At 43.8% G+C, this 24,654-nt stretch carries 20 protein-coding genes; 12 read left to right on the top strand and 8 right to left on the bottom strand.

Going from position 1 to position 24,654, the window contains the following annotated elements; genetic code table 11:
- The first annotated feature begins 28 nt into the window (after positions 1–28).
- The 12 genes from MKY82_RS15720 to MKY82_RS15665 all read left to right on the top strand — a co-directional run bounded on the left by MKY82_RS15720 (position 29) and on the right by MKY82_RS15665 (position 14,715).
- Positions 29–1,687, top strand: coding sequence for a spore germination protein (locus MKY82_RS15720; protein WP_308116301.1), 1,659 nt, complete (start codon positions 29–31; stop codon positions 1,685–1,687).
- A 243-nt stretch (positions 1,688–1,930) separates the two neighbouring features.
- A complete protein-coding gene (locus MKY82_RS15715) occupies positions 1,931–2,923 on the top strand; it encodes a Ger(x)C family spore germination protein (protein ID WP_339296542.1) in 993 nt (330 codons plus the stop codon).
- Positions 2,920–3,141 (top strand): hypothetical protein, encoded by a 222-nt coding sequence (locus MKY82_RS15710; protein ID WP_220685308.1) that lies wholly within the window; start codon positions 2,920–2,922, stop codon positions 3,139–3,141. The genes MKY82_RS15715 and MKY82_RS15710 overlap by 4 nt, the downstream gene beginning before the upstream one ends.
- A 24-nt stretch (positions 3,142–3,165) precedes the next feature.
- Entirely contained in the window at positions 3,166–4,254 is a 1,089-nt protein-coding gene (locus tag MKY82_RS15705) for a GerAB/ArcD/ProY family transporter (protein WP_339296541.1), read from the top strand.
- Positions 4,255–4,446: 192 nt separating this feature from the next.
- Positions 4,447–5,523: a LacI family DNA-binding transcriptional regulator gene (locus MKY82_RS15700; RefSeq protein ID WP_339296540.1), complete on the top strand. Its 1,077-nt coding sequence runs from the start codon at positions 4,447–4,449 to the stop codon at positions 5,521–5,523.
- A 273-nt stretch (positions 5,524–5,796) separates the two neighbouring features.
- Positions 5,797–7,419 carry an alpha-glucosidase gene (locus MKY82_RS15695; protein WP_339296539.1) on the top strand — a complete coding sequence of 541 codons (1,623 nt, stop codon included), beginning with the start codon at positions 5,797–5,799 and terminating at the stop codon, positions 7,417–7,419.
- A 45-nt stretch (positions 7,420–7,464) separates the two neighbouring features.
- Complete coding sequence (locus MKY82_RS15690; protein ID WP_339296538.1) at positions 7,465–9,105, top strand: ABC transporter substrate-binding protein; 1,641 nt, start codon at positions 7,465–7,467, stop codon at positions 9,103–9,105.
- Between the two features lie 73 nt (positions 9,106–9,178).
- Entirely contained in the window at positions 9,179–10,078 is a 900-nt protein-coding gene (locus MKY82_RS15685) for an ABC transporter permease subunit (protein ID WP_220685312.1), read from the top strand.
- A gap of 14 nt (positions 10,079–10,092) precedes the next feature.
- Positions 10,093–10,971 carry a carbohydrate ABC transporter permease gene (locus tag MKY82_RS15680; protein ID WP_339296537.1) on the top strand — a complete coding sequence of 293 codons (879 nt, stop codon included), beginning with the start codon at positions 10,093–10,095 and terminating at the stop codon, positions 10,969–10,971.
- Between the two features lie 288 nt (positions 10,972–11,259).
- Entirely contained in the window at positions 11,260–13,554 is a 2,295-nt protein-coding gene (locus MKY82_RS15675) for a glycoside hydrolase family 66 protein (protein WP_339296536.1), read from the top strand.
- Between the two features lie 313 nt (positions 13,555–13,867).
- On the top strand, positions 13,868–14,215 hold the full coding sequence (locus tag MKY82_RS15670; protein ID WP_220685315.1) for a helix-turn-helix domain-containing protein: 348 nt from the start codon (positions 13,868–13,870) through the stop codon (positions 14,213–14,215).
- A gap of 155 nt (positions 14,216–14,370) precedes the next feature.
- Positions 14,371–14,715, top strand: a complete 345-nt coding sequence (locus MKY82_RS15665; RefSeq protein WP_220685316.1) for an antibiotic biosynthesis monooxygenase — start codon at positions 14,371–14,373, stop codon at positions 14,713–14,715.
- Positions 14,716–15,932: 1,217 nt separating this feature from the next.
- On the opposite strand, the gene MKY82_RS15660 is transcribed toward MKY82_RS15665, so the two are convergent.
- The 8 genes from MKY82_RS15660 to MKY82_RS15625 all read right to left on the bottom strand — a co-directional run bounded on the left by MKY82_RS15660 (position 15,933) and on the right by MKY82_RS15625 (position 24,540).
- The gene (locus MKY82_RS15660; RefSeq protein ID WP_339224021.1) at positions 15,933–17,312 is read right to left on the bottom strand and encodes an extracellular solute-binding protein; all 1,380 of its coding nucleotides are present in this window, start codon (positions 17,310–17,312) and stop codon (positions 15,933–15,935) included.
- Between the two features lie 39 nt (positions 17,313–17,351).
- Positions 17,352–18,221, bottom strand: a complete 870-nt coding sequence (locus MKY82_RS15655; RefSeq protein WP_071220686.1) for a carbohydrate ABC transporter permease — start codon at positions 18,219–18,221, stop codon at positions 17,352–17,354.
- A 61-nt stretch (positions 18,222–18,282) separates the two neighbouring features.
- Positions 18,283–19,233: a sugar ABC transporter permease gene (locus MKY82_RS15650; RefSeq protein ID WP_216531627.1), complete on the bottom strand. Its 951-nt coding sequence runs from the start codon at positions 19,231–19,233 to the stop codon at positions 18,283–18,285.
- A gap of 275 nt (positions 19,234–19,508) precedes the next feature.
- Complete coding sequence (locus MKY82_RS15645; protein WP_339224018.1) at positions 19,509–21,182, bottom strand: ribonuclease J; 1,674 nt, start codon at positions 21,180–21,182, stop codon at positions 19,509–19,511.
- 208 nt (positions 21,183–21,390) lie between these two features.
- Entirely contained in the window at positions 21,391–22,074 is a 684-nt protein-coding gene (locus tag MKY82_RS15640) for a DUF554 domain-containing protein (RefSeq protein ID WP_339296535.1), read from the bottom strand.
- A 70-nt stretch (positions 22,075–22,144) separates the two neighbouring features.
- Positions 22,145–22,960, bottom strand: a complete 816-nt coding sequence (locus MKY82_RS15635) for a MerR family transcriptional regulator (protein ID WP_220685324.1) — start codon at positions 22,958–22,960, stop codon at positions 22,145–22,147.
- A 192-nt stretch (positions 22,961–23,152) separates the two neighbouring features.
- Positions 23,153–23,935, bottom strand: a complete 783-nt coding sequence (locus MKY82_RS15630; RefSeq protein ID WP_339296534.1) for a hypothetical protein — start codon at positions 23,933–23,935, stop codon at positions 23,153–23,155.
- Positions 23,932–24,540, bottom strand: coding sequence for a hypothetical protein (locus MKY82_RS15625; RefSeq protein ID WP_339296533.1), 609 nt, complete (start codon positions 24,538–24,540; stop codon positions 23,932–23,934). Before MKY82_RS15625 ends, MKY82_RS15630 begins: the two co-directional genes overlap by 4 nt.
- Positions 24,541–24,654: the final 114 nt, after the last annotated feature.

Genomic DNA, 24,654 nt, shown 5'->3' with positions numbered 1-24,654 from the left:
CAAAAGCAACGCATAGAACGTTTGGTTCTTGAACAAATTATGGGAAATAAACACAAGCGAGGTTTTCCCGTCTATGTTCTATCGTATAGGTCGAGAGAAGAAGAAACGTAAGGAACAAAGCCTGGACTCTGAAAACGACGTACAATATGCCATTGGTACGTCGCTCGAGGACAATCTGAATGTCATAAAGCAAAAAACAGGAAACAGCCCTGACATCATTAGCCGCACTTTGACGTTAGGTTATGATCCGAAAGTGAGCATCGCCGTTATCTACGTGGACGGGCTTGTAGACAATCCGACCATTAATGAATTTATATTGAAGTCGATGGAGAATGATTTTCAGGATAAGCTTCTTGAAAAAGACGCATTCACGTTTCTTTCTGAAAAAGTGGTTATGCTTGGTAATGTGAAAACCGTGAATAACTGGGATGCATTGTTCCAATCTTTGATGTCCGGTGAAACCGTTATCCTCGTAGGCGGAAAAAGTGAAGCATTGATTGGCAGCACCAAAGGAGGGGAACGGCGCTCAGTTGAACAGACGAACTCGGAAGTATCTATTCGCGGTTCTAAAGAGGGCTTCACGGAATCGATCAGCACAAATATTGCGCTCGTGCGCCGAATCATTAATAATCCAGGTTTATGGGTGGAGCCCATGAAACTAGGAAAACAGACGCACACAGATGTTTCGATCATGTACATAAATGGTGTCTCAAATACCAATACGATTGAAGAAGTTCGTCAACGTTTGAGACGAGTGAACATCGATAGCATTCTTGATTCAGGTTATATTGAACAACTGATTGAAGATGAGAGCAGGAGTATGTTTCCAACGATTTCCTATACAGAGAGGCCGGATGCTGTTGCAAGTAATCTACTTGAAGGGAGAGTAGCTGTTTTTGTAAATGGTACGCCTCAAGTGCTGCTCGCCCCCGCAGTAATGATTCAGTTTTTTCAAACACCTGAAGATTACTATATGCGATTTCCAATCGGTACAGCGGTACGGATGTTGCGGGTATTCATGTTTTTGATCTCCATGATGGGTCCTTCTTTTTACGTAGCGGTTACGACCTTTCATCAAGAAATGATTCCAACAGGTCTATTGATCATTATTGCCTCGCAGAGGGAATCGGTGCCTTTTCCAGCGATTGTCGAAGCCTTGATCATGGAAATCACTTTTGAAATTTTGCGTGAAGCTGGTCTAAGAATGCCTGAGAAGATCAGCTCGACCATATCTATTGTGGGGGCTCTTGTGATTGGTCAGGCGACGATTCAGGCTGGTCTAGTCTCGCCGGCAATGGTGATAGTTGTTGCGATCACGGCCATTTGTAGTTTAGCAACCCCTTCCTATGACATGGCGATATCCGCGCGGTTATTTCGTTTCGGGTTTATGCTAAGCGCCGCTATCGTTGGTTTTTACGGCATTATCCTTGGATTCATTATGCTGATTGTCCATCTCGTCAGTTTACGTTCATTTGGAGTTCCATATATGTCACCTCTTATGCCATTCGCACAGACTAACGTGCACGATACTATTGTCCGTGCACCATTGTGGTCACTCAAAAAAAGACCGGATTTCCTCATGCCTGGAAATCGAGTTCGCCAGGGAAAAGGCCAGAACCCTCAACCTCCGAGAGCACGTGGAATGGTGTGGGATGATACAAAAGAAGGGGATACCAATGAGTCGTAAATGGGTCTTTGCCTATTTTATGGTTGCCTGTCTCACACTGATTGCGGGATGCTGGAGCAGGGCAGAGTTAACTGATCTGGCCATCGTCTCAGCTTTTGCTTTTGATAAAGATGAAGAAGGCCAGTATGTTGGAACATTTCAAATCATCAACCCAGGGAATGTTCCCGGAGCCCTCCAAGGGGGGCATCCGGACAAAATCCGACCGTCACCACCTATTCAACGACCGGAACCAATCCGGATGAATTGTCTAGTCAGGCTTCAGCCAAGATTTCACGAAGGCTCTATTATGCACATACCAATCTTTTGGTCATCAGCGAGGAGCTTGCCAGAGATGAGGGTTTATCCGTTATTTTAGATTCGTTGGAACGCGGCCTGGAGTTTCGGACAACGGCTAGAGTGGTGATCGCACGTAATACACATGCGGGGGATTTAGTCAAAGTATTAACGAGTATCGATCAGGTCCCGGCTGAAAAAGTAATCAAAACGTTAGAGTCTACGGAAAAGCACTATGGATCAAGCATAACCACCAATCTTCAAGAGCTGGTTAAGTCTCTTGTTTCGACGGGGAAAGAACCCCTAGTAGGTGGATTTACAATAGTCGGAAATGCAAAAAAGGGTTCCAGCATAGATAGTCTTAAATCAACGGGGCACTCCGCAGTCCCTGAAGCGAACGGCATCGCGCTCTTTAAAGAAGGGAAGCTTGTAAACTGGCTTGATGGAACAAAGGCAAGGGGGGCAATGTGGATATTAGACCGAATCAAACAAACTACGGTGAGCATTGATTGGGGGAATCGAAAAGACGCCATCGCCTTTCAAGTGATACGTCAGAAGGCGGATGTATCTGCGCATATGAAAGATGGTCAGCCGATGATTTCGGTAGGCATCCGTACAGAAGGCGATCTTCGCTCTGTAAACGTACCCGTCGATTTGAAAAACCCACATGTACTATTAGAGATCGAGAAGTCGCTTGAACAAGGAATCAAGAAAGAGATTGAGGAGGCGATCTCAGAAGCAAAGGTAAACAAAACCGATGTTTTTGGCTTCGGAGAGAAGCTTTATCAATCTAAACCTCACGTGTGGAAGGCACTAGAGCAAAATTGGCACGATGTTTCCTTCCCTAAATTAGACATCGAAGTGAATGTCGAAGCCTTTATTCGCCGTACAGGAGTGAGAAACAATCCGTATCTTTTCGAAACCGAAAAAAGCAAAGAATATAGAAGGGAGGGAAGTGAGTGAAAGTATTAGGCATTTCTCTGTTCATGTTTATCCTTTTAGCAGGCTTTTCATTTGGTATCGATCTTCTTCAAGGTTTTGGTGTATCTAACTCCTTTAGATTAGCTTTTAATCCTTTATTTGTGATGGAGTCGCCTGAAATAGCAATCCTGATCCTGCTGCTATTGATCTTATTTACTCGTGCCGTGCTAAAAAAAGGCGAAAGAAATCAAAACAAATGATGCTTCAAAAAAGAGGTGGATATAATGGAAAAGGCGAGAGTTGGGTCCAGCCAGCTATTTGTCCTTATTATCTTATTTCAATTAAGTAATTCCTTTTTGCTTCCTGTTGGAATAGGTGGTAAGCATGATGCCTGGTTGGTCAATTTAATTGCAGCAATCGTCAGTATGGTCCTGTTTTTCGTCTACCATGCGCTTTATCAATATTACCCCAAGATCTTGCCGACAGAATATATGGAGAAACTCATAGGGAAATTTTTTGGGCGACTACTGGCTTTCCTCTACATCCTGTATTTTATGATGAACGCTTCGAGAGTGCTGCGAGACATTGGAGAGACCATGCTGACATTTGCCTATCCGGAAACCCCTTTGTTTGTTCTTAGTACCATATTGATCCTTGTGGTCATTTATACCGTATTTAAAGGAATCGAGGTCATTGCAAGGGCAGGGGAACTTCTTGTTGTGTTACTGTTTCTCCTTTTCATTTCTGTATTACTTCTCGTTGTACTTTCTGGGTTGATCGATATCTCGAATCTGCAACCAGTGCTTGAAGACCCAACTAATGTGGTGAAAACCGTTTTTACGGAAACGTTGTATGTTCCATTTGGTGAAATTGTCATATTTACTATGATTTTTCCGTACTTAAATCAACCAAAGAAAGTGAAAAAGACCGGGGTATTAGCGATTGGCGTAACCGGCATCGTATTCGCGGTATCCATGGCTTTGACTATCAGTGTCCTGGGTGTACAGCTCACCTCCCGTTCACACTTTCCTATGCTGACTACGATACAGTCCATCCAAATTGCCAATTTTTTAGAACGTCTGGACGTGCTTTTTATTATTGTCCTTGTCATCGGTGGTTTTTTTAAGGTAACTGTGTATACTTACGGAGCCGTGATTGGTACCGCAAGATTGTTTAACATAAAAGAACCCTCAAAGCTAACCTACCCTCATGGGATTGTAATTTTATTGATATCGATGATTATTGCGAGCAATTATTCAGAACATATTCATGAAGGGTTACATGTTGTCTCTCTCTATGCGCATCTACCCTTTCAAATCATATTCCCTATTCTTCTCCTTCTCATAGCCTTCGTCAAGAGCAAAAAAAAATGAGCGCCAACAAGGAAGGGAAACCTCTACATCATTTTTTAAAGGTTAGGAATGGATTAAGGGGTCTGAAACCCGTAAATGGAGATCCGTTACCAGCCCAAAAGCATCGACTTATGGATAAAATGATTTCTGCTAAAATAAATCAGTGTTTATCCCAATGATTTTCAAGTTTCTGTATAACAGGATAAAAAATTATTGACAAACGAAAGCATGGTTTCTTATACTTCAGTTAAACGTTTACGTATTTTCAGAAATGGGGGTGAGACTATTACTCCAACGATTAAGGATGTAGCCAAAGCAGCAAACGTATCCGTAGCAACTGTATCGAGAGTACTCCATAATTTAAATGGTTATTCTGATAAAACAAAGGTTAAAGTCCTTGAAGCTGTTGAAGAACTTGGATATCACCCTAACGCTATTGCGCGGGGACTCATCAATAAGAGGACACAAACCCTTGGAGTTTTGTTCCCCAATGTGTCCAGTGGATTTACGTCCCAGCTCCTTTACGGCATTGAGGAGGCTGCCAATGAAAAGGGTTACAGTGTTATCGTATGCAATACTGCAGAAGATGGAAAAAGAACCATGAAATATTTGCAGGTGCTTCGTGAAAAACAAGTGGATGGTGTTGTGTTCACGAGTGAGTTATTGAAAGATGAATACTACAATCAGTTGAAAAATATGAAGATGCCTGTGGTTTTGGTTAACACACATTCTGCAAAATACTCAATTCCTTATGTGAAGGTCGATGATAGGCAAGCATCATATCAAGCAACTGCCTACTTAATAGATAAAGGACATAAAGATATTGCTATGATCGCTGGAACTCCTTGGGACACTGTGGCAGGGATTCCTCGCGTTGAGGGATATCGACAAGCTCTTGCAGATTACGGGATCCCTTTTGATGAAGCTAAAATAGCTTACGGTAATTTTCATATGGAGAGCGGAAGAACAGCTATGGCGAAACTATTGGAAGAAGCGCCACCTTTTACCGCCCTTTTCGCAGCAAGTGATGAAATGGCAATTGGAGCTATGGGAATGGCCTTTGAAAAAGGCCTCAAGGTGCCAGAAGAACTTTCTATCATTGGTTATGATGATTTGAATTTAGCAAAGATTATTTTCCCGCCTTTGACAACGATTCATCAGCCATTGACTGAGATGGGACGTCTTGCTGTTGCAAAGCTAATAACACTTATTGAGGAGTCCGGAGAGGTGCCAAGCAGCATCGTTAGTCATTCTATTGTGGAAAGGCGAACCGTACAATCCAAAACTTAGCCTTGAAAATTGTCTATTCAAGTAAACGTTTACCATCCGGTATATAGAGCACCATACTGATCCTATAATACCGGAGGTAATTCCGATACGGAGGTGAGCAACAAATTTTTTTGTAACATAACGTAAACGTTTACGTAATTTTAAGGGCATCAGAATTTTCTGATGAACAGAATTCCTTGAATATGGGTGTTTAAGACATTATTTACGAGAAAATGAGAACTTAAACGTTTTAGTACTAACACAACAACATGTAGAGAGCAAGGAGTGGGAGCTTTGAAACAAAAGTGGTGGCAAACTGCAGTCATATATCAGATCTATCCTCGCAGTTTTCAGGATAGCAATGGCGATGGCATTGGAGATTTGAGAGGTATTATCAATCGATTGGATTATTTGGAGGAATTGGGTATTACGGCTATATGGCTTAGTCCTGTATATCAGTCTCCTAATGATGATAACGGATATGATATCAGCGACTATCAAGCCATTATGCCGGAATTTGGCACAATGGAAGATATGGATGAGTTGATTGAGCAAGCGGGAAAACGCGGCATCAAAATCATCATGGATTTGGTTGTCAATCATACCTCTGATGAACATAAATGGTTTGTTGAATCACGGAAGAGCAAAGATAATCCATACCGTGATTACTATATTTGGAGAGATCCGGTAAACAACGACGTACCCAACTCGCTTCGTTCAACTTTTAGCGGAAGTGCATGGGAGTATGATTCGGAGAGCGGTCAATATTATCTGCATCTCTTCAGTAAAAAACAGCCGGACCTTAATTGGGAGAACAAAAGGGTCAGACAAGAAGTATGGGATATGATGAATTTTTGGCTGGAAAAGGGCGTCGGCGGTTTTCGAATGGACGTTATAGATTTGGTAGGAAAAATCCCCGATCAAGAAATCACCGGCAATGGACCTAAGTTGCACGATTATTTGCAGGAAATGAACCGAGAAACCTTTGGTAAATACGATGTCTTAACCGTTGGGGAAACATGGGGAGCTACACCTGAAATCGCCAAGCTATACTCGGATCCCAAGCGCAATGAGCTATCCATGGTCTTCCAATTCGAACATATTGGTCTAGATCAGCAAGATGGCAAGGAAAAGTGGGATCTTAAACCCCTGGATGTCAGCGAGTTAAAACGCGTTCTTAGCAAATGGCAGGTTGCTTTAGGGAATGAAGGCTGGAACAGCCTGTTTTGGAATAATCATGACTGTCCTCGGATCGTTTCCCGTTGGGGAGATGATTCCACGTATCGGGTCGAAAGCGCAAAGATGTTTGCCATCCTGCTTCATCTTATGAAGGGGACGCCTTACATATATCAAGGGGAAGAAATCGGAATGACTAATTATCCTGTCACGGATATTAACGAGGTTCAGGATATTGAAAGCATTAACATGTATCATGAACGAATCGCAAACGGTTACAAAAAAGAAGAAATTCTTGAGTCTATTAATGCTAAGGGGCGAGACAATTCGAGAACCCCCATGCAATGGGACGATTCTGAGCAGGCTGGTTTCACATCAGGCATACCGTGGTTGCACGTCAATCCTAATCACCGGGAAGTAAATGTGAAAGCCAATCTGTCGGATCCGAATTCGATCTTCTACTGCTATAAACAATTGATCCGGCTAAGGAAAGAGAATCCTATTCTCGTATGGGGGGACTATGAATTGGTCGATACGCCTGCGAATGTATTCATGTACCTAAGGCGTTATCAAAATCAGACATGGGCTGTCGTAGCGAATATCAGTCAAGAAAAGACAACCTTAACGAAGCAGGAATTGGGTCAAAGCCGTGATGTTATCATAAGCAACTATGATCGAGCATCCGTTGATTTCACCAATCTCACTTTGAATCCTTATGAGGCATTTGCAGTTAAATTGTGATGATAAAAACCTTATCATAAATAATTCTTGTTGGGGGTAAAAAAGATGAAAAAAATGTTGTTATCGGCAACAGCTTTATTATTGTCTGTGAGCATTTTTACGGGCTGTACGAGCAGTCCAAGCTCAGAAGGAAACGGATCAACGGCGACAGCCGAAGAATTAACACCATTTGGTAAATATGCAGAAACCGTTACCTATACCGTTGGAAAAGCTACACCAGGCATCCCCAAGCTGCCTGAAGGCCAAAGCTACGAAGATAATGCCTACACGCAGTATTTGAAAGAAACGCTGAACATTCAAAATAAAAATAAATTCGAGGCCCAATCCGGAGACAACTACGATCAGAAAGTGGCAATGGCAGTGGCATCAGGTGATTTACCCGACATCATGGCAGTAGACGCGGAAACGTTACGCCAATTGGTGGATAATGAAATGATCGCTGACCTAACAGAAGTATATGAGTCGAGCACTTCGGATATCGTGAAAGAAAAATACGCTTCATATGGGGGAAGAGCACTGGATGCAGCCACGTTTGATGGGAAGCTTATGGCTATGCCATCGACTTCTAATGCCAATATCCCGACGATGTTATGGGTGAGAAAGGATTGGCTGGATAAACTGGGTTTGCCCGAACCTAAGACGATTGAAGATATGGAGAAGATCCTGACCGAGTTTGTGCAAAAGGATCCCGGCGGCAACGGAAAAGGAAAAACCGTAGGTTTAGCACTCTCAAGATCCATCGGTGGCCTATACGGCTCTCTATTCCAGGCCGATAATATTTTCGCTACCTATCAGTCATTCCCTCGCCAATGGCTAGAGAAAGATGGAAAGGTTATATACGGATCCATTACGGAGGAAACCAAACAGAGCTTAGGACTGCTTGCCGACTGGTATAAAAAAGGTCTGATCGACCCGCAAATGGCTGTCCGCGAAAGCATCGAATCCTTAATCATCAGCGGTGAAGCAGGCGCTTTCTTCGGTCCTTGGTGGTCGGCCGATTATCCTCTGAATGATGCCAAGCGCCAAAATAATGACGCGGATTGGAGACCCTATATTATTTCTAAAGATGGCAGCGGAGAAGTAACCGCTTACACTCAAAATCCAGCCGCTGAATTCTATGTGGTGAGAAAAGGGTTTGAGCATCCGGAGCTGCTTCCGAAAATCGCCAGCGCATTGAATGACAAACTGGTGCATGAAGATTTGAACTATGAACCGGTAGTCAACTTTATTAAGGGTGGATTCGATGGCGGCAAACCGTTGGGAATTATGGTGAATTATAACGATGCAACTGCACAGATGTACAAGGATTTGAAGGCGGCCGTCGACGGGAAGAAAGAATATGAAACGTTAACGCTGGATGACCGAACATCGTACGACAAAATCGTAGGTTACATGAAAGACCCCGCAAAAGCAGATGCCAATCAATGGAGCGGATACATGTCCAGAATGGTAGGAGCTAAATTAATGGCAGAAACCAAAGTGAATGACGTCCACCCTGTATTCTTTGGTCAAACAAAGAGCATGAAGCTGAAATGGGCCAACCTGGTTAAATTGGAGGACGAGGCCTTCCTTAAGATCGTGATGGGGGAGGAGCCATTGAGCTACTTCGATACGTTCGTCGACACTTGGAACAAAACTGGAGGAAGTGATATCACGAACGAAGTCGCAGAGGCCATTCAAGAATAAATAGGGTTGAAGTGGGGACAAGTCGAGTTTTGTGCCCACTTCAAACTTCTTTGAAAGAAGGTTATGGAAACGTATGAAAAAAGGGAAAAAAGCGGTGGGACAGCTTGGGTATCATTTTATGATGGCGCCTGGTTTAATCTTCTTGATCATCTTTAGCTTTGTCCCGATGTTTGGCATCTTGATGGCGTTTCAGGATTACATTCCGGCGAAAGGCATATTTAGGTCAGCTTGGGTGGGCATGGAGAATTTCAAATATATGTTCGAGATTCCCGATAGTATGAAGATCCTAAGAAACACGGTGGTGATCGCCCTTGGAAAAATCATCTTTGGAACCATTGTACCTATCGTGTTCGCCTTATTATTAAACGAGATCCGGTTAAAATGGGCGAAAAAAACGATGCAAACCATCGTTTATCTACCTAATTTTCTATCCTGGGCAGTTGTAGCTGCCGTCGTCATTAATGTTTTCGACTACAACGGACCCATCAATCAAGTCGTACAATTATTCGGGAAAGAGCCTATTCTTTTCCTAGCCAGCAACGATTGGTTTAGAGAGATTATCATTGGCACGGATGTGTGGAAAGGGTTCGGGTATGGGGCTATCGTTTATCTGGCCGCTCTGACGGGGATTGATCCGGGGCTTTACGAAGCTTCGTCGATGGATGGGGCCAGCCGATTCAAACAACTTCTCCACATTACACTTCCAGGGATCTTACCTACGATCATGCTAATTTCAGCTTTAAACTTAGGAAATATCCTTAACGCCGGTTTTGATCAGATTTTTGCTCTGTATAATCCGATCGTCTATGAAACCGGGGATGTTATTGATACTTATGTCTATCGTGTTGGTCTGCTTGGTCAGCAATATAGTTTTGCGACTGCAGTTGGTTTGCTTAAATCAGTGGTGTCTTTTACCTTGCTTATAGCCGCAAATCAATTATCCATTAAACTTGTGAAAATGCGGATCTTTTAAGAAGGGAGAGCCCAATGAAATCAAAAACATTCGGAAGCCGCTTTGCGGATGCGTGTATATGGACCGTTTTATTAATTTTGACTGCACTATGTTTTTTACCTCTGCTTAATATGGTATCGATCTCCTTTAGTGATAAATCAGCTGCCCAAGCCAATCTGGTTGGCCTATTGCCGGTTAACTTTAATCTAAATGCCTATAAGCTTTTGCTCGATGATACACAGTTTTGGCGCTCGTTTGTCATTTCCTTGGAGAGAGTTGTCATTGGAACTGGGTTGAATTTATTGTTATCCGTTCTCATGGCCTATCCATTGTCCAAGAACAAGCATAGTTTTCATGCCCGAAATATGTATATGAATATGATGATATTTGCCATGCTTTTTTCTGGTGGAATGATTCCAATCTTCATGGTTGTTAAGAGTCTAGGACTCATTGATTCAGTATGGTCGCTTATCTTGCCGGGGGCGGTACCCATCTTTAACGTAATCTTATTGATGAATTTTTTCAAAAGCATTCCGGACGCGCTTGAAGAAGCTGCTGTAATGGATGGTGCATCCAAGTTCAGAATCTTGTTTGGAATATTCATTCCCATTTCATTGCCGGCATTGGCAACGATCGGTTTATTCTCGATGGTTGGTCATTGGAATGATTACTTTAGCGGTTTGTTGTACATGAATAGCTCATCTAACTATCCGCTTCAAACCTATATTCAGCAATTGACTGTCGATGTTACGAAGATTACGGATCCTTCGCAATTAAAATCGCTAGCGTCCGTTTCGAGCAAAACGCTGAATGCAGCTAAAATTGTGGTTTCGATTATCCCAGTGTTGTTAGTCTATCCATTCTTGCAGAGGTATTTCGTTACTGGATTGGTCATCGGTTCAGTTAAAGAATAGGCATATGACGATGGTTTCTATGATTTATCGCATGAGTGAGATACAAAATTCGAAGAGGGTAGGTTTATCAGCCTCCTTCTTCTCATTTTGAATTTATGAATGCGCTTGCATTTCTTGATTTTCTGACTTGCACATACTGTACAGGGTTGCCTATAAAGGAGGTGAGGCCTAGCGTAAGGCTCAACTCATTGGAAAACAGGACATAGGCCTAATAACCAAAGAAGTAATTTCGTTCTTGCTTGCAATGGGATGAGAATTCATAACTTTCATTAAGGAAGGATGGTTTATTTGAGGAGAAAACGATTTAAAAGCCTTGTCATGTTACTGTTAATAGGAGTTTTGCTGTTTAGCCAAAGTGGTTTTCATCCGGATGAGAGTGAAGCAGCAAGCGCTGGGGACCTGATTTATGATGTAACAACAGATAAGGCCATGTATGATCCGGGGGCGAAGGTGGAACTCCGCATTGATCTAAAAAACAGATTAGGACGGCATATGGTTGACGGTTCAGTAGAGATTAAAGCGAAGCATTTACAGGAGCAGGTTGGTAATACAATAACGAAGGCATTAAATCTGAACAACAATTCAGATCTGATGATGATTGCCGATTGGAATGCTCCGGAGTCCGATTTTACAGGATATCTGATTGAAGTGGACGTGAAAGATTCTGCAGGAGTGATTGTGGACTCGGACACGGTCGGTGTTGACGTATCTTCTACGTGGACGAAGTTCCCGCGTTACGGGTATGTCTGGGACTTCAGACAGAATACCAATACTATGGAGAGAATTGACAAGCTTAAGAACTACCATATTAATGTTTTGCAATACTACGATTGGAAGTACCGACATCACAAGCCTGTTGCACCGAACTTAGCTCAGTGGGACGATTGGTCAGGTCGGATGATTTACGGTGATACAGTTCGAAGTTATATCACGCAGGCAAGAGCAATGGGAATGTCCAATATGGCTTACAATATGGTCTATGCAGCGACTTCCGGTTATGAGCAGGATGGAGTAGAGCAGGACTGGGCCCTTTATTATGCGGATGACAACCCGAGCGGGAAGGGGCATTTCAGTTTCAAAATGGCGGATTCCACGCCGACAGGCATCACACATCTCTATTTTTTTAACCCGAGAAACCCGGGGTGGCAGAACTATATATTTGGTGAAATGAATAAGGTGTTTCAATCCTTTGATTTTGATGGCTGGCATGGCGATACCGTAGGTGAGTGGGGAAAAATGAAAACCTCAGATAACCAAACTTTGTATGTCAAAGACACATACACGGAATTTCTGAACAAAGCCAAACAAGCGATAGGCGACAAAAAACTTGTTTTTAACCCGGTTGGCGCCCAAGGTATTGAAAACGTTAACATGTCCAAGGTGGATGCACTTTACGCTGAGATTTGGCCATGGGACCGAGATAGTGACGGCTTGCTGTATGACACCTATTACTCACTGAAAAAAGAGATTGAACAGTCTCGTAGAGAGAGCGGAGGGAAATCACTTGTCGTCCCCGCTTATATGAGTTACGACTACGGTGAGCAAAATCCAGGCAGCCCGTTTAATACAGCAGCCGTCATGCTGACAGGTGCCACGGTTTATGCTGCGGGCGGTTCAAGGATGGAGCTTGGTGATAACGGCAATATGCTTAGCAACGAATATTTCCCAGCCCAGAACCTGTACATGACTGAGGAATTGCAGCATCGCATAAGCAAGCTCTATGACTTCATTGTAGCGTACGAAAACCTGCTACGCGATGGTCAGACTGAGACGATGAACCGTATCGAATTTCCGGCATATGCCAGCAGTCCATATGGAGATGCTAATAAAATATGGGCTTACAGCAAAAAAGATAGCCAATATGAAATCGTTCAAATGATCAATTTGCTCGGAGTAAGTCGAAATGATTGGAGAGCCAATGACGGACAAAAGGAAACACCGCGTCAAATCTCTAACTTCGAAATGAAGTATTACTACTCAAATGAAGTAACCGACGTATGGCTGGCCTCGCCGGATGCCCATGATGGACGATCGAAACCGTTGGCCTTTACCAAAGGGACCGACGGGAATGGAAACTATGTTAAAATTACGGTCCCTTCCTTGGAGTATTGGAATCTGATTTATATGAGCACTGAAGATTCGGGAGGCGAAACTGACCCGCCAGTTAAGGAGTATCTGGTTAACGGCGACTTTGAAAATGGAGAACAGGGGTGGACCTTTACAGGAACAGCTGCTCATGGCGTAGATTCTAATGATGCCTATGAAGGAAACAAGTATTGGATATATGGCACTGAGTCATATACTGCAAGCGTATCTCAAACGGTATCTGGTCTAAATCCGGGCACCTACACTGTTAGCGCCAAGGTAAAGCAGAATACCGGTACCCCTTCGAGTAGTCGCATGAAGTTAACCGGATATGGAGGAGATCCTTATTATGTATTAATTCCTCATGGAAACGCCTACACAACGATTTCTCATACATTAGAAGTGAAGAGTGGGAGCTTGAAGATTGCTTTTTCCCAAACAGCGCCAGGTAATACTAATTTGCAAATTGACAACGTGGAATTGGTACCGATAGACTAAACTAATAGGACTATGTACTATGAAGACAGCCGGTCGATATAACTGTCGAGGGGCAAGAACAATATCCCATTGAAAGTCGCTCATTTAGCGGCTTTTTTGTTTTATCGGTACAAGGATGGATAACTACACTGATATTTACTAAGCAGATGTGCTTTTGAATTCTGCGTTTGACACCTATATTCAATCAATGGCCGGTCAGGAAGATTTCCAAGCGAACGAACACAGTAATTGAAAAGACACGATTGAGGGAGGTGGATTAAATCAAACTATGTACTATAATAATGGGAAATAAACGAGGGATGGTGTTTCTCAATTGAAAACTTTTTATTGTGATCTGGAAATTACCTTAGATGTTATTGGCGGCAAGTGGAGACCTCTTATTCTGTATTACTTAATAAAAGGTCCTAAACGGACCGGTGAATTGAAAAGGCTTATACCATCAATTTCTCAGAAAATGTTAGTCCAGTCGTTGCGGGAGTTGGAGAGTGATAATTTGATTATAAGAAAAATGTACAATCAGGTACCACCAAAAGTGGAATATTCAATATCAGAAATGGGTAAGTCACTTGAACCTACTTTGCGAGCTCTTTGTGATTGGGGTCTGAATTATGCAGAGAAGACAATGAGCAAGGATAAATATCGGAGATTAAATGTAGAATAGTGTTATTTCAAAAATCAATTATTCCTTACTTTATCACAATTATTACTTTTTAGTTACTATATAACCTAAAAGTACGTACTATTTTAATAGTGATACATGGTACATAATGAGATTGTGAGCAGGAAGGAAATCAAAGAATAATTAAGGAGTGTATTATGACGTCAACAAACACCAATCAAGTAATTCTCAATATCCGTTTCAAAATTAAGCCTGGTAAGAAAGAAATTTTCCGTGACAGTCTGTTTGCGATGATCAGCAACTTCAAAAGCGAACCTGCCTTTGTAAATGCGATCGTCTCCGATGATCTTGATCATTCTGATGATCTTGTCATCTATGAGATTTGGCAGGGAACAAGAGAAAGTTGGATTCAACACGAACTTACTAAACCTTATCGTGCTGAGTATGAAGGTGCGCTTACCAACCTTATTGATGATAGAATTGTAAGCTGGCTTGAACCAGTCGGTGAATGGGGAAGTACACTGACGAATGTGAGACGATAAGTTTTTAAGATGAGGATTTTCACTCGCAACCCCTTGCTGCAGATTCCAAGTCGATTTGTGAATAAAAATGGTATATTGATAAAAGTTCAAAGGATATTACTGGAGCATAAGCACGTGGTCCCATTGATGTCGAGGGACAAAATAGTCCCATTGAAAGTGGCTAACTTAGCGGCTTTTTTTTATCGGTACAAGTTCTTGTCCCGAGTCGAGGACAAGAACTTGTACCGATTGCCGTAATGGACAAAGAGGAAACATCAACACAACCAAATAACGAATTGTTTTTAGGATACAAGCTTATCGAAGTCGATGGTGGTGATTTGTCTGGGCATCGTGAACCTAACGTAAAAGACAAACATATGTACAAAATACGAGTTTTGTGAAACAGATGTTAAGTAAAAACGCCTTAGATGGTTTTCTAACTGATTTTTCTGATTTATTGCTTATTCTACAATTATTAGATTTACTCATCCTAAGTCATCGTTCTCTTTCGTTTTAATCCACTATTCGGTTTGTTTTATTTTATAACTTCAAATTTCTGTTGTCGTTCAGTTTATTAGTTTAAGTCTCATTTGAATTGCTGTTGAATCCTAGGTTTAATCAATCATCATAAATATCGATCATCGCATCATCAGTCGTTTTAAACAATTTTCACTAAATCTTAATTCGTCTGATCATCCAGCTTCATTCACATTTAAGTTTATCATTTACACCGTTTATGGATTTATTTATTGATCATCTAGATTTGATGTTTATTTATTGTTGGTTTCTTACAAACTTGAATCCATAAGCATTTTAACCCGTGAACTCATAATCATCACTTGCACTTCCTGAACATTGTTTTTTCACGTTGCCCCCCTTCTATATTGTTATTATTTACCATTTATTGTTATTTCATGTGTGATTTCAATATCTATTTTATTCGCTTTGAACTCCATGATCGCCTTATTCCGGAATAATCTACATACCAAATATCACAAAAAAAACCGGCCTTATAGGTCGGTTTTTTTCCGGGCAGCATCGAGATCATGCACGTTTTACATAATATTGGAATATATTGTGTTGTTTGACTCATATAATCATCATGATTAGGCCCGTCTCTGCAGGGATAGGATTACCTAAGGTTTTCTAAAGTCTTCTTATGCGGCGGAAAACTCGCGATTCCGTAGACTTTACGTTACAACCACGCCAATTCGCACCCAGTGCAGTCCCCTCCTGATTTACTTCAGATTTGCCGACCATTTCTCAGCACGAGCCTGCAGATCATCCAGAAACTTCTGAATATCCGGTGCGTTTCCGGATGCAGCCTGGCTTATAAATCCGTTAATGGCTGGAGCGATATCGCTCATATAGAACGGATTGGCTTCATCCATGAGCTCCGAGTGGCCAACATCTGCGATTTCGAGTGCTTTCTTCACAAATTTGTCTTCCGGCGTTACGAAATCAGCGTTTTTAAGTGTCGGAGTACTGGAGAAGTTTTCATACATATATTTTTGCGTCATGTAGCTGGTCAAAAACTTTAACACTTCCCATGACGCATCCACATCTTTCGCATTCTTCGCCATGATGAACGGGTCAACCGCAACCCAGCCTTCGCCTTTAGGCCCCATGTTCAGCACAGGCTCAAATCGGTCCAGCAGCTCTTTATTCTGCTTCGACCGGTATTCACTCATCGTAGAGCCGCCGGTGGAATCAAGGGCGATGGCTATATTGTTCTTCTCCAGTCCGAAATTCTCGGCTCCCTGAGCATTCACGAATCCTGCCGGCGGCAGTTGTGCGGCTTCTTTCAGCCATTCCAGCACTTTGACCATCTCCGGTGAATTCAAGTGCCATTTAATGTTCTTGATATCTTTCAGCGATCCTTCCGCTCCTTTGGCGCCATAAGCAAGGGTTAATGCAACAAAGGTGGAACCATTTAATGAATTGCCGCTCCAATACAGACCGAAATTGTCTTCACCGGTTTTCGGGTTTTTGCCGGTCATTTGCTTGGCTTTCTCCAGAATTTCATCCGGTCCTGGCTGTGCCGAGAGTGTTTCAACACCCCAGTCTTCAAACAGCTTCTTATCATAAATGGTCATCCGGCGGCCAAGAACGGCAGGAATCCCAAACTGCTTGCTTCCATCGGGCGACTTGGTGCTGTAGGAGTTGTTCATAATGCCTTCCAGATAAATGCTCGGGTCAAACGAAGTATCCTTTTCGATCAAGTCGTCCAGATCACGCAGAAGCCCTTCCTGGTACCATTGCGATGCAAAGGCTCCGCCAGTATACAAGACATCCGCATCGCCGGAGAGCAGCATGGCCGTTTGTTTGGCTTTTACGTTCTCCCAGGGAATTTGATAAACCTCCAGCTTGATGTTCGGATACATTTTTTTGAACGTTTTATCCAAATATTCGTTGAGTCCGATGGTCGGGTTACCTGTTAGCGCATCAATTCCGTTATCCAGCTGCCAACCTGCCAGCGCAACGCGAACCGTTCCTTTCATATCCGATACTTTTTCAATTGTAACGCCGCCTGTTACATCTTTTCCCGAACTGCCTGAACAAGCGGCCAATGTAAACACCAGCACGAATGACAGGATTAGCAGTACAGCTTTTTTCATCACATCAACACCCCCGCATAAATTTAGCTTTATTCTGAATTATTGCTTGATACCAGATAGCGCAATGCTCTCGATAATATAACGCTGCAGGAACATATAAACGACGATAACCGGAATGAGGCTCGTAGTCGTGGCCGCCATAATAATGGATGGCTGTTGATTAATACCGTTGTTATACGTAAACATGGCCAATCCAATCTGGATGGTGTACTTGGCAGCCGATTTCAGGATCAGCAGCGGCCACAGCATATCGTTCCATACGCCTAAGAACAGCAGAATGACCATGGTGGCGATAATGGGCGTGCACAGCGGCAGATAAACCCTGCTGAATACGGTGATTTCCTTGGCGCCATCCAGAACGGCCGCCTCCCTTAGACTGCTGGGTAATTGATCGAAGAAGGCTTTGGCTAAAAAGGTACCGAACGCATAGTTCATGGCCGGCAAATAAAAAGCCAGGTAGTTGTCGACCAGTCCGAGTTTGCTGAACAGCAAATACTGCGGAATCATCGTCATTTCGAACGGAATCATCATCGTGCTTAGCGCCAGCAGCAGGACGAAGTTTGCTCCTTTGAAGCGAAGCTTGGATAAGGCATAACCGGATAATAGTGCGGACAACGAGCTGATGATGATAACCCCGGCACTTACAAGCGTGGAGTTGCCGATATATCGGAACATATTGATGTTGGTGAAGGCGGCTTCATATGTTCGAATCGAAGGCTCCTCCGGCCATATTTTCGGTGGGAATGAAATATTTAATCGTGCAGCCCAATCGAAGCTCGTTACCAGCATCCATAAGAATGGCACAATCATGATGAATGAACCTACCAACAGAACCAGCGTTAGGATCAGCTGTTGAAGCGTAATTCGTTTACGGCGCACAGGCTCCTTGGGCAAGGCTGAACTGCTCATAGTTACCCTCCTGTCTTCTGGAATAAGGTTCCCCTACGGACCCGAATCATGGATAATGGCATTAGTCCAAACTGTCTTTGCGGCGGTTGAGCAGCATGAGGAACACGGTTAGGATGAGTATGATGACGAATAACAGATAGGATACGGCCGTAGCCAGCCCCATCTGCGAAGAGAGAAACGCATTTCGGTAAATATACAGCACCACGGTCATCAAGCTTCCCCCTGGATTACCAGCGGTTCCGCCGATTAGCCATACATCCGTAAACCGTTTCATTCCGCCGATGGTTCCCATGATGAGCATGAACACGAAAATTGGACGCAAGTATGGAATCGTAATGTACCACCATTTCCGGTAGGTACCGGCCCCATCCACTTCTGCAGCTTCATAAAGATCACGCGGAACGCTCTGCAAACCAGCCAGAAAAATAATGGTGTTGTACCCAAGCGCGCCCCATAAACTCATGAGCACGATACTGTAACGGGCCACTTCCGGGTTCGTGAACCAGCCGACTGGATCAAGGCCGAACAAACCAATCACAAAGTTGATCAGCCCTTCCTTGGACGGAAAAAACAAGAAGGAGAACAACAAGCTTGTAGCAACGCCTGACACGACATTGGGCAGAAAGTATACCGCTTTGAAAAAATTACGTCCCAGATGCCATTTCAGATTATTAATTAAGCTCGCTAAAACAAATGATAGTGCGATTCCAAGCAGTACAGACCATATCCCCATGACAAACGTATTTGAAAGCGCTTGCCAAAATAAGGAATCCTCTAATGCGTATTGGTAGTTGCTCAGCCCCACCCAGGTGCCGGATAAATTGAGCCCGGATGTCTGATGAAAACTCATAAACAGTGCGGCGAACATAGGATAAATGGCAAACACGATGACTCCGATAATGAGAGGGGCGCTGAATAGATAGCCCATCCAGTCATTGCGCGTAAATCTGAACTTTCGTTTAGCCCATTTTCCATGCTCCGCTGTCCATTTCCCTTCTGGGGTGGATGACAAACCGATCCTCCTCCTTTCGTTAATAACCGGATCCATTCCGGTAATCGGACAAGACGTTCATGTCCATTCTGTAAATGGTTATGTGGACGAATCCGGATTATGTGTTATTCTTTTTTTCACAGACGTGAATGGAAGAACAACACCTTCAGCGATTCCTTATCGGCAGTGTATGCAGCGGCCCGCATCCGGGTGTATGCCTACAACGACCATGTTTCGAATCTCACTGAAAAAAGCACAGCCTGAAATAGGCTGTGCTTTTTTATAATTCAAAAGGCTTATACCTCGATAATGATGGGCAGAATCATCGGCCTTCTCTTTGTCTCGCTGTATATGAATTTCCCGACATGATCTTTCAAGGTCTGCTTGATCAGATTCCATTGGGTGGACCCGGTTTCCGTTAAATCCTTCATGGAAGACATGACGATATCGTGGATTTGACCCATGAATTCCTCCGAATCTTTCACGAAGATGAAACCTCTGGATATGAGCTCAGGCTTCGCCACCATCTGCTTTTCCGTTTTACTGAGCGTGGTTACAATAATAAGCATCCCATCGGAAGACAGCTGTCTACGGTCTCGCAAAACGATGTTGCCCACGTTCCCGATCATCAATCCGTCCACCAGGCTGTTGCCTGAAGGGATTTTTGGACCTAAGGAGGCCATTCCCTGCTGGATTTGGATCGTGTCGCCATTCTGAATGATGAACACATTCTCATTAGGGATCCCCACGGATTCCGCCAGCTGACGATGCTGATACAGCATTCGGAATTCACCATGAACAGGAATCAAATAATCCGGTTTCATCAAGGTGAGCATTAATTTCAACTCTTCTTGGCTGCCATGCCCGGATACGTGCATCCCTGAAGCAGAACCGGACCCATAGATGACCTGGGCTCCCAGCACATACAAATTATCGATCACATGAGCAAGGTTCCTCTCATTTCCCGGTATGGCCCCTGCAGCTATGATAACGGTATCGCCAGGCAAAATCTCAATATGGGGATGCTTGGAGTTGGCTAATCGTGATAAAGCTGCCATTGGTTCCCCTTGACTCCCCGTGCATAGCACGGCAATTTTGTCCGGTGGATAACGCTCGCTGTCGCCTGCATCAATCAGTAAGTCATCGGGGATATTTAAGTAGCCATGCTCCTTGGATACGGTGACGACATTCACCATGCTGCGGCCGAGCAGAATGAGCTTTCGCCCTGTTTCAGCGGCGGCATCGATGATCTGCTGAACACGGTTCACGTTCGACGCAAACGTAGAGATGAATACCTGCTGTTTTGCCTGTGCGAATGCTTCCAGGATATGTCCGCCAACGAGACGTTCCGAAGGCGTAAATCCCGGTCTCTCGGCGTTTGTGCTTTCGGATAACAACACCTTTACCCCCTGCTTGCCGATATCAGCCATCCGATGCAGATCCGGATATGGTCCCTTCACAGGAGACATGTCAAATTTAAAATCCCCCGTGTGGACAACATTGCCTTCTGGCGTCTGAAAGACGATACCCACGCAGTCCGGAATGCTGTGGCTGGTCGAAAAAAAAGAGGCATGGATGGCGCCCGCTTCAATGGTGGAATTTGCATCAATCGTGTGGAGCTCGGAATCACGCAGAAGGCGATGCTCTTTCAGCTTGATTTTAATCAGCTCAATCGTGAGCTTCGTCCCATACACAGGGATCGGGAGCTGCTTCAGTAAATAAGGTATCCCTCCGATATGGTCCTCATGTCCGTGTGTGACAATAAGAGCTTTGACTTTATCCGCATGGTCCAGCAAATAGGTGAAGTCAGGCACAATTAAATCAATGCCGGGCAGGTTTTCGTCAGGGAATTTGGAGCCGCAATCAATGACCACGATATCTTGATCGTACTGAATGAAGTACATGTTTTTTCCGATTTCATTAACGCCGCCTAGGGCTGCGACCAGCAGTCTATGTTCAGCTATATTCATAACGATGAAGCCTCCTTCTGTCTATCCACCTAGTCCAATTCTTCGTTGCTGTCGGTTCTACTATATTATTGAAATTGTCACAAAACTTATGCACCAAGGTAAACAATGGTTCATTCCGCGAGCGTGGTATGGAAGAACAGCAAAAAAACCCGCCATCCGTAGGCGGGCTATCCTTGAAATGAAGATAAGACTGAATCCGGGTTTCGTATTAAAAAACGAGCAGGTTTTTAAGCGTAATGAATACGACCGGGATCAACAGCGATGGCGTGAGATTCATGGTTTTGAAATTCCGTATACCCAAAATGTTTAAGCCTGAAGCAAAAATTAAAATGGCGCCAATAATCGATATTTCGGTTAACAGCTCCGTTGTAATAAAGCCAGAGGCTGCGCCGGCCATCACGTACAATAACCCTTGCCAACAAAATGTGGCCACGGCTGATAGAACAATGCCAATGCCGAAGGTTGAAGCCAGTACGATGGACGTCACGCCATCCAGAATGGCATTGGTGAACAGATAGGTATGATTATTATTCAAAGCGCTCTCGATCGGTCCGATAATGGACAATGTTCCCATACAGAACAACAGGATGGCCGTTGTTAATCCTTCAGCCAAATTTCCCTTGGCAAACCGCGACACCGCTTTTTTAAATCCCTGCCCCAGGTTCAGCTTCTCCCCGATCAGACCGCCTATGGCAAGACTTACGATGAATAAGACGGGATATTGGCTATCCGGCATATACTTCACGATCGAATTCACACCGAGTGCCATGACGGCCAAACCCATGGCCTGCATCAGAATGTCCTGATAGGTTTCGCTCATCCCCTTCTTAAATACATTTCCAATCGTGCTGCCTACAACAATGGTTGTTACGTTTACAATGGTTCCAATCACAGTCGTTCTCTCCTACTAAATTTGATTTGATACAAAGAATAAACCCTCCAGCAGCTGGAGGGTCAATCGTTTATTTAGCAAGCATTTGAATTTCGGTTACGAATTGAGAGGGATCACCGGTAAGCCCGTAATCAATGTACGTGATCTCCAACGCATCCTCGATCAGGCTGTATCCTTTTTCCTCGATATAATCCAGGAGCTTTCTATAATAAGGCGCTGCATCTTCATGTGTCCCGGCAAACCGAATCGTAATATAAGTGCCTTGGGGCCATATCTTCTCTTCGACCTCAGAGCTGCTGCGTGCACTTTCCTGCTCCACAATGACAAAAATGGAGTCATATTCATCAAATTTACTTTGCATTAAACGATTAATCGAGATCGATAATCCTACTTTGCCAAGGAAAATGGTGGACTTCATTTTGGTGCTGTTCTCCAATAATCGGATCGGCATATCCAGATTGTCGCTTTTATGTATGTTCTGTTTGAGCAAAACCATCACTCTCTCGGGAAACTCGACTTCCCGAATTTTGTAGAGCTCTTCCTTATTCGAGGCATCTTCGATCTGTTCAATTCGGCTTTTGATCTTCGCCCGGATTCTTTGATATTCCTCAATTTTCTCTTCGGTTCTGCGCTGCTGCTCCTTGAGCAGGGTTAGTATATGGTCAATCTCCCGATCATCCAGAAAAAGCTTAATGTCCTTTAAAGGGATGCCAAGCGCCTTGAGATACAGAATGGTATTCAGCTGCTCGAATTGATCAACCGAATAATAACGGTAATTTGTCAGATGATCCACGGTTGCCGGTTTAAATAAATCAATATCGTCGTAATACCGGAGGGTGCGGATATCGATCTGAAAAAGCTTGGATATTTCACCGATCGTAAACATATCATCTCTCCTCTCCTTAACAGCCTATACCCTTCGTTAAATTTGCACAATAAAATGATAGGATATGCAGCAAAATACAACCAACGCCTCATCAGATATATTACGAAATGCATCATTATACTCCGCCTAAAAAAACAAAAAGACTACCGAACCATCGGCAGTCTTCTAAATAAATCGAGTGTGAGTTGCATCCTACTGATGCTTTCCCTGTTTGTTAGGGCCTTTAACCGGCTTGTCGCCAACGCTGACAAAGATCGGATTAGAATAAAACCACAGGTCGCTGTAGTTTCGTTTATTAATTTCCGCAAACCGCTGCTCGTTGTCTTCGATGTCCGTTTTCGGATCTATGAGTGGGTCGCCATTGCTGGTTTCTCCAGCAACATTCACGCCAAGATTAGTCCCTCTTAATCGGAAGTATTGATCCTTCGTTGCGGTCGTCCGATAAGTGATGACGTTGTATCCATCCCGATCGGTCTTCCAATCCTTGCTCGTAAACCGTTTAACCACTTTCGTCGAATCGTTAGTGCTCCTGCTGTAAGCCGCCGTACCTGGCTGCGCTTTCCCTGTTACGTCGCCTGAGATCAAATCGACATGATCTACGGTTACAGGATCACCGTTGTTATTTTTACTCGGACTTTTGAATCGGATCGTAATTTCAATCGGGTTCCCTTTCTTCACTTGCAGGTTACTCCCCATTTCGGCCTGCTTGTTCCCGTGACGAACGCGATAATCCAGGGCGTTAATTAAATCGCCGTAGACGGAGAACGATTTACCCGAACGCATACCGTTAAGTACGCTTTGCATGTCGTTCCCATCTACCCAAGTGTAATTTTTAGCGTATTGTCCGGGCCAATATCCACTGGAGTACAAACGGTTTTCGCTGATCTCAAAATGAGAATCCGAGTTCGCAAAGTTCCAAAATTCGCGTCCTTCGCCAAGCAACGCATCCCATACGCCGCCAACCTTGGCAATCATGTAATCAGCGCTGCCCGGGCATCTTCGGGAGTCGTATAGGCCCGGCTGTCTTGTTTATTCCAATCGGCGACATCTTTGGGATTGAACATCGCTTCATCGCGATCAGTGAACAGATACTCGAACTGACGGGCTGCCTTGAGGCTCGATTCTGAACCGTATTTACCTGATATAATACCGATTCCCACATGTTCATATGTAGGCATGTCCCACTCAAAGCCTGAGAAGATAATCTTGTTCTTGTATTTCCCTGCTTCCTGAAGCTGCTGAATCTTGGGAATCTGGTATTGAGCCATTCCCATGGAGAACGGAATAGATCCGCCGGCAAGAGGATTTCCCTCGTCGTCCCGTTTAGAAACTCTAAGATGGTCGGAGACCGCGATCCAATCCAAGCCATATTTCTGGAATCCGTTGTCCAGCAGTTCCTGCAGGGATTGGCTGGCATCATCGGATTGATACGTATGCGAGTGATACTCCCCTGTCATCCATTTGCCGCTTCCTTCCGGCCTAATCCTAGCCCCATCTTCCTTTGCATGAACGATCATGCCTTGCGAAAAAATGGACAAGCTGAGCGCCAAAACCATGATGGTTTTCTTCTTTAGCTGCACTTCATGGCACCTCCAAATTGATATCGTTCGTCAAACTTCTTAAGTGTAAGCCTCCATGATGAAGAGAATGTTATCGTAAATCGTTGATTGTGTAAGAATGAAGCTCCCTATTCA

The sequence above is a fragment of the Paenibacillus sp. FSL W7-1279 genome, from assembly GCF_037969845.1.
Lineage (GTDB): Bacteria > Bacillota > Bacilli > Paenibacillales > Paenibacillaceae > Paenibacillus_AQ.
The sequence above is the reverse complement of the archived record's forward strand: the minus strand, read 5'-3'. Positions and strand labels throughout refer to the sequence as shown.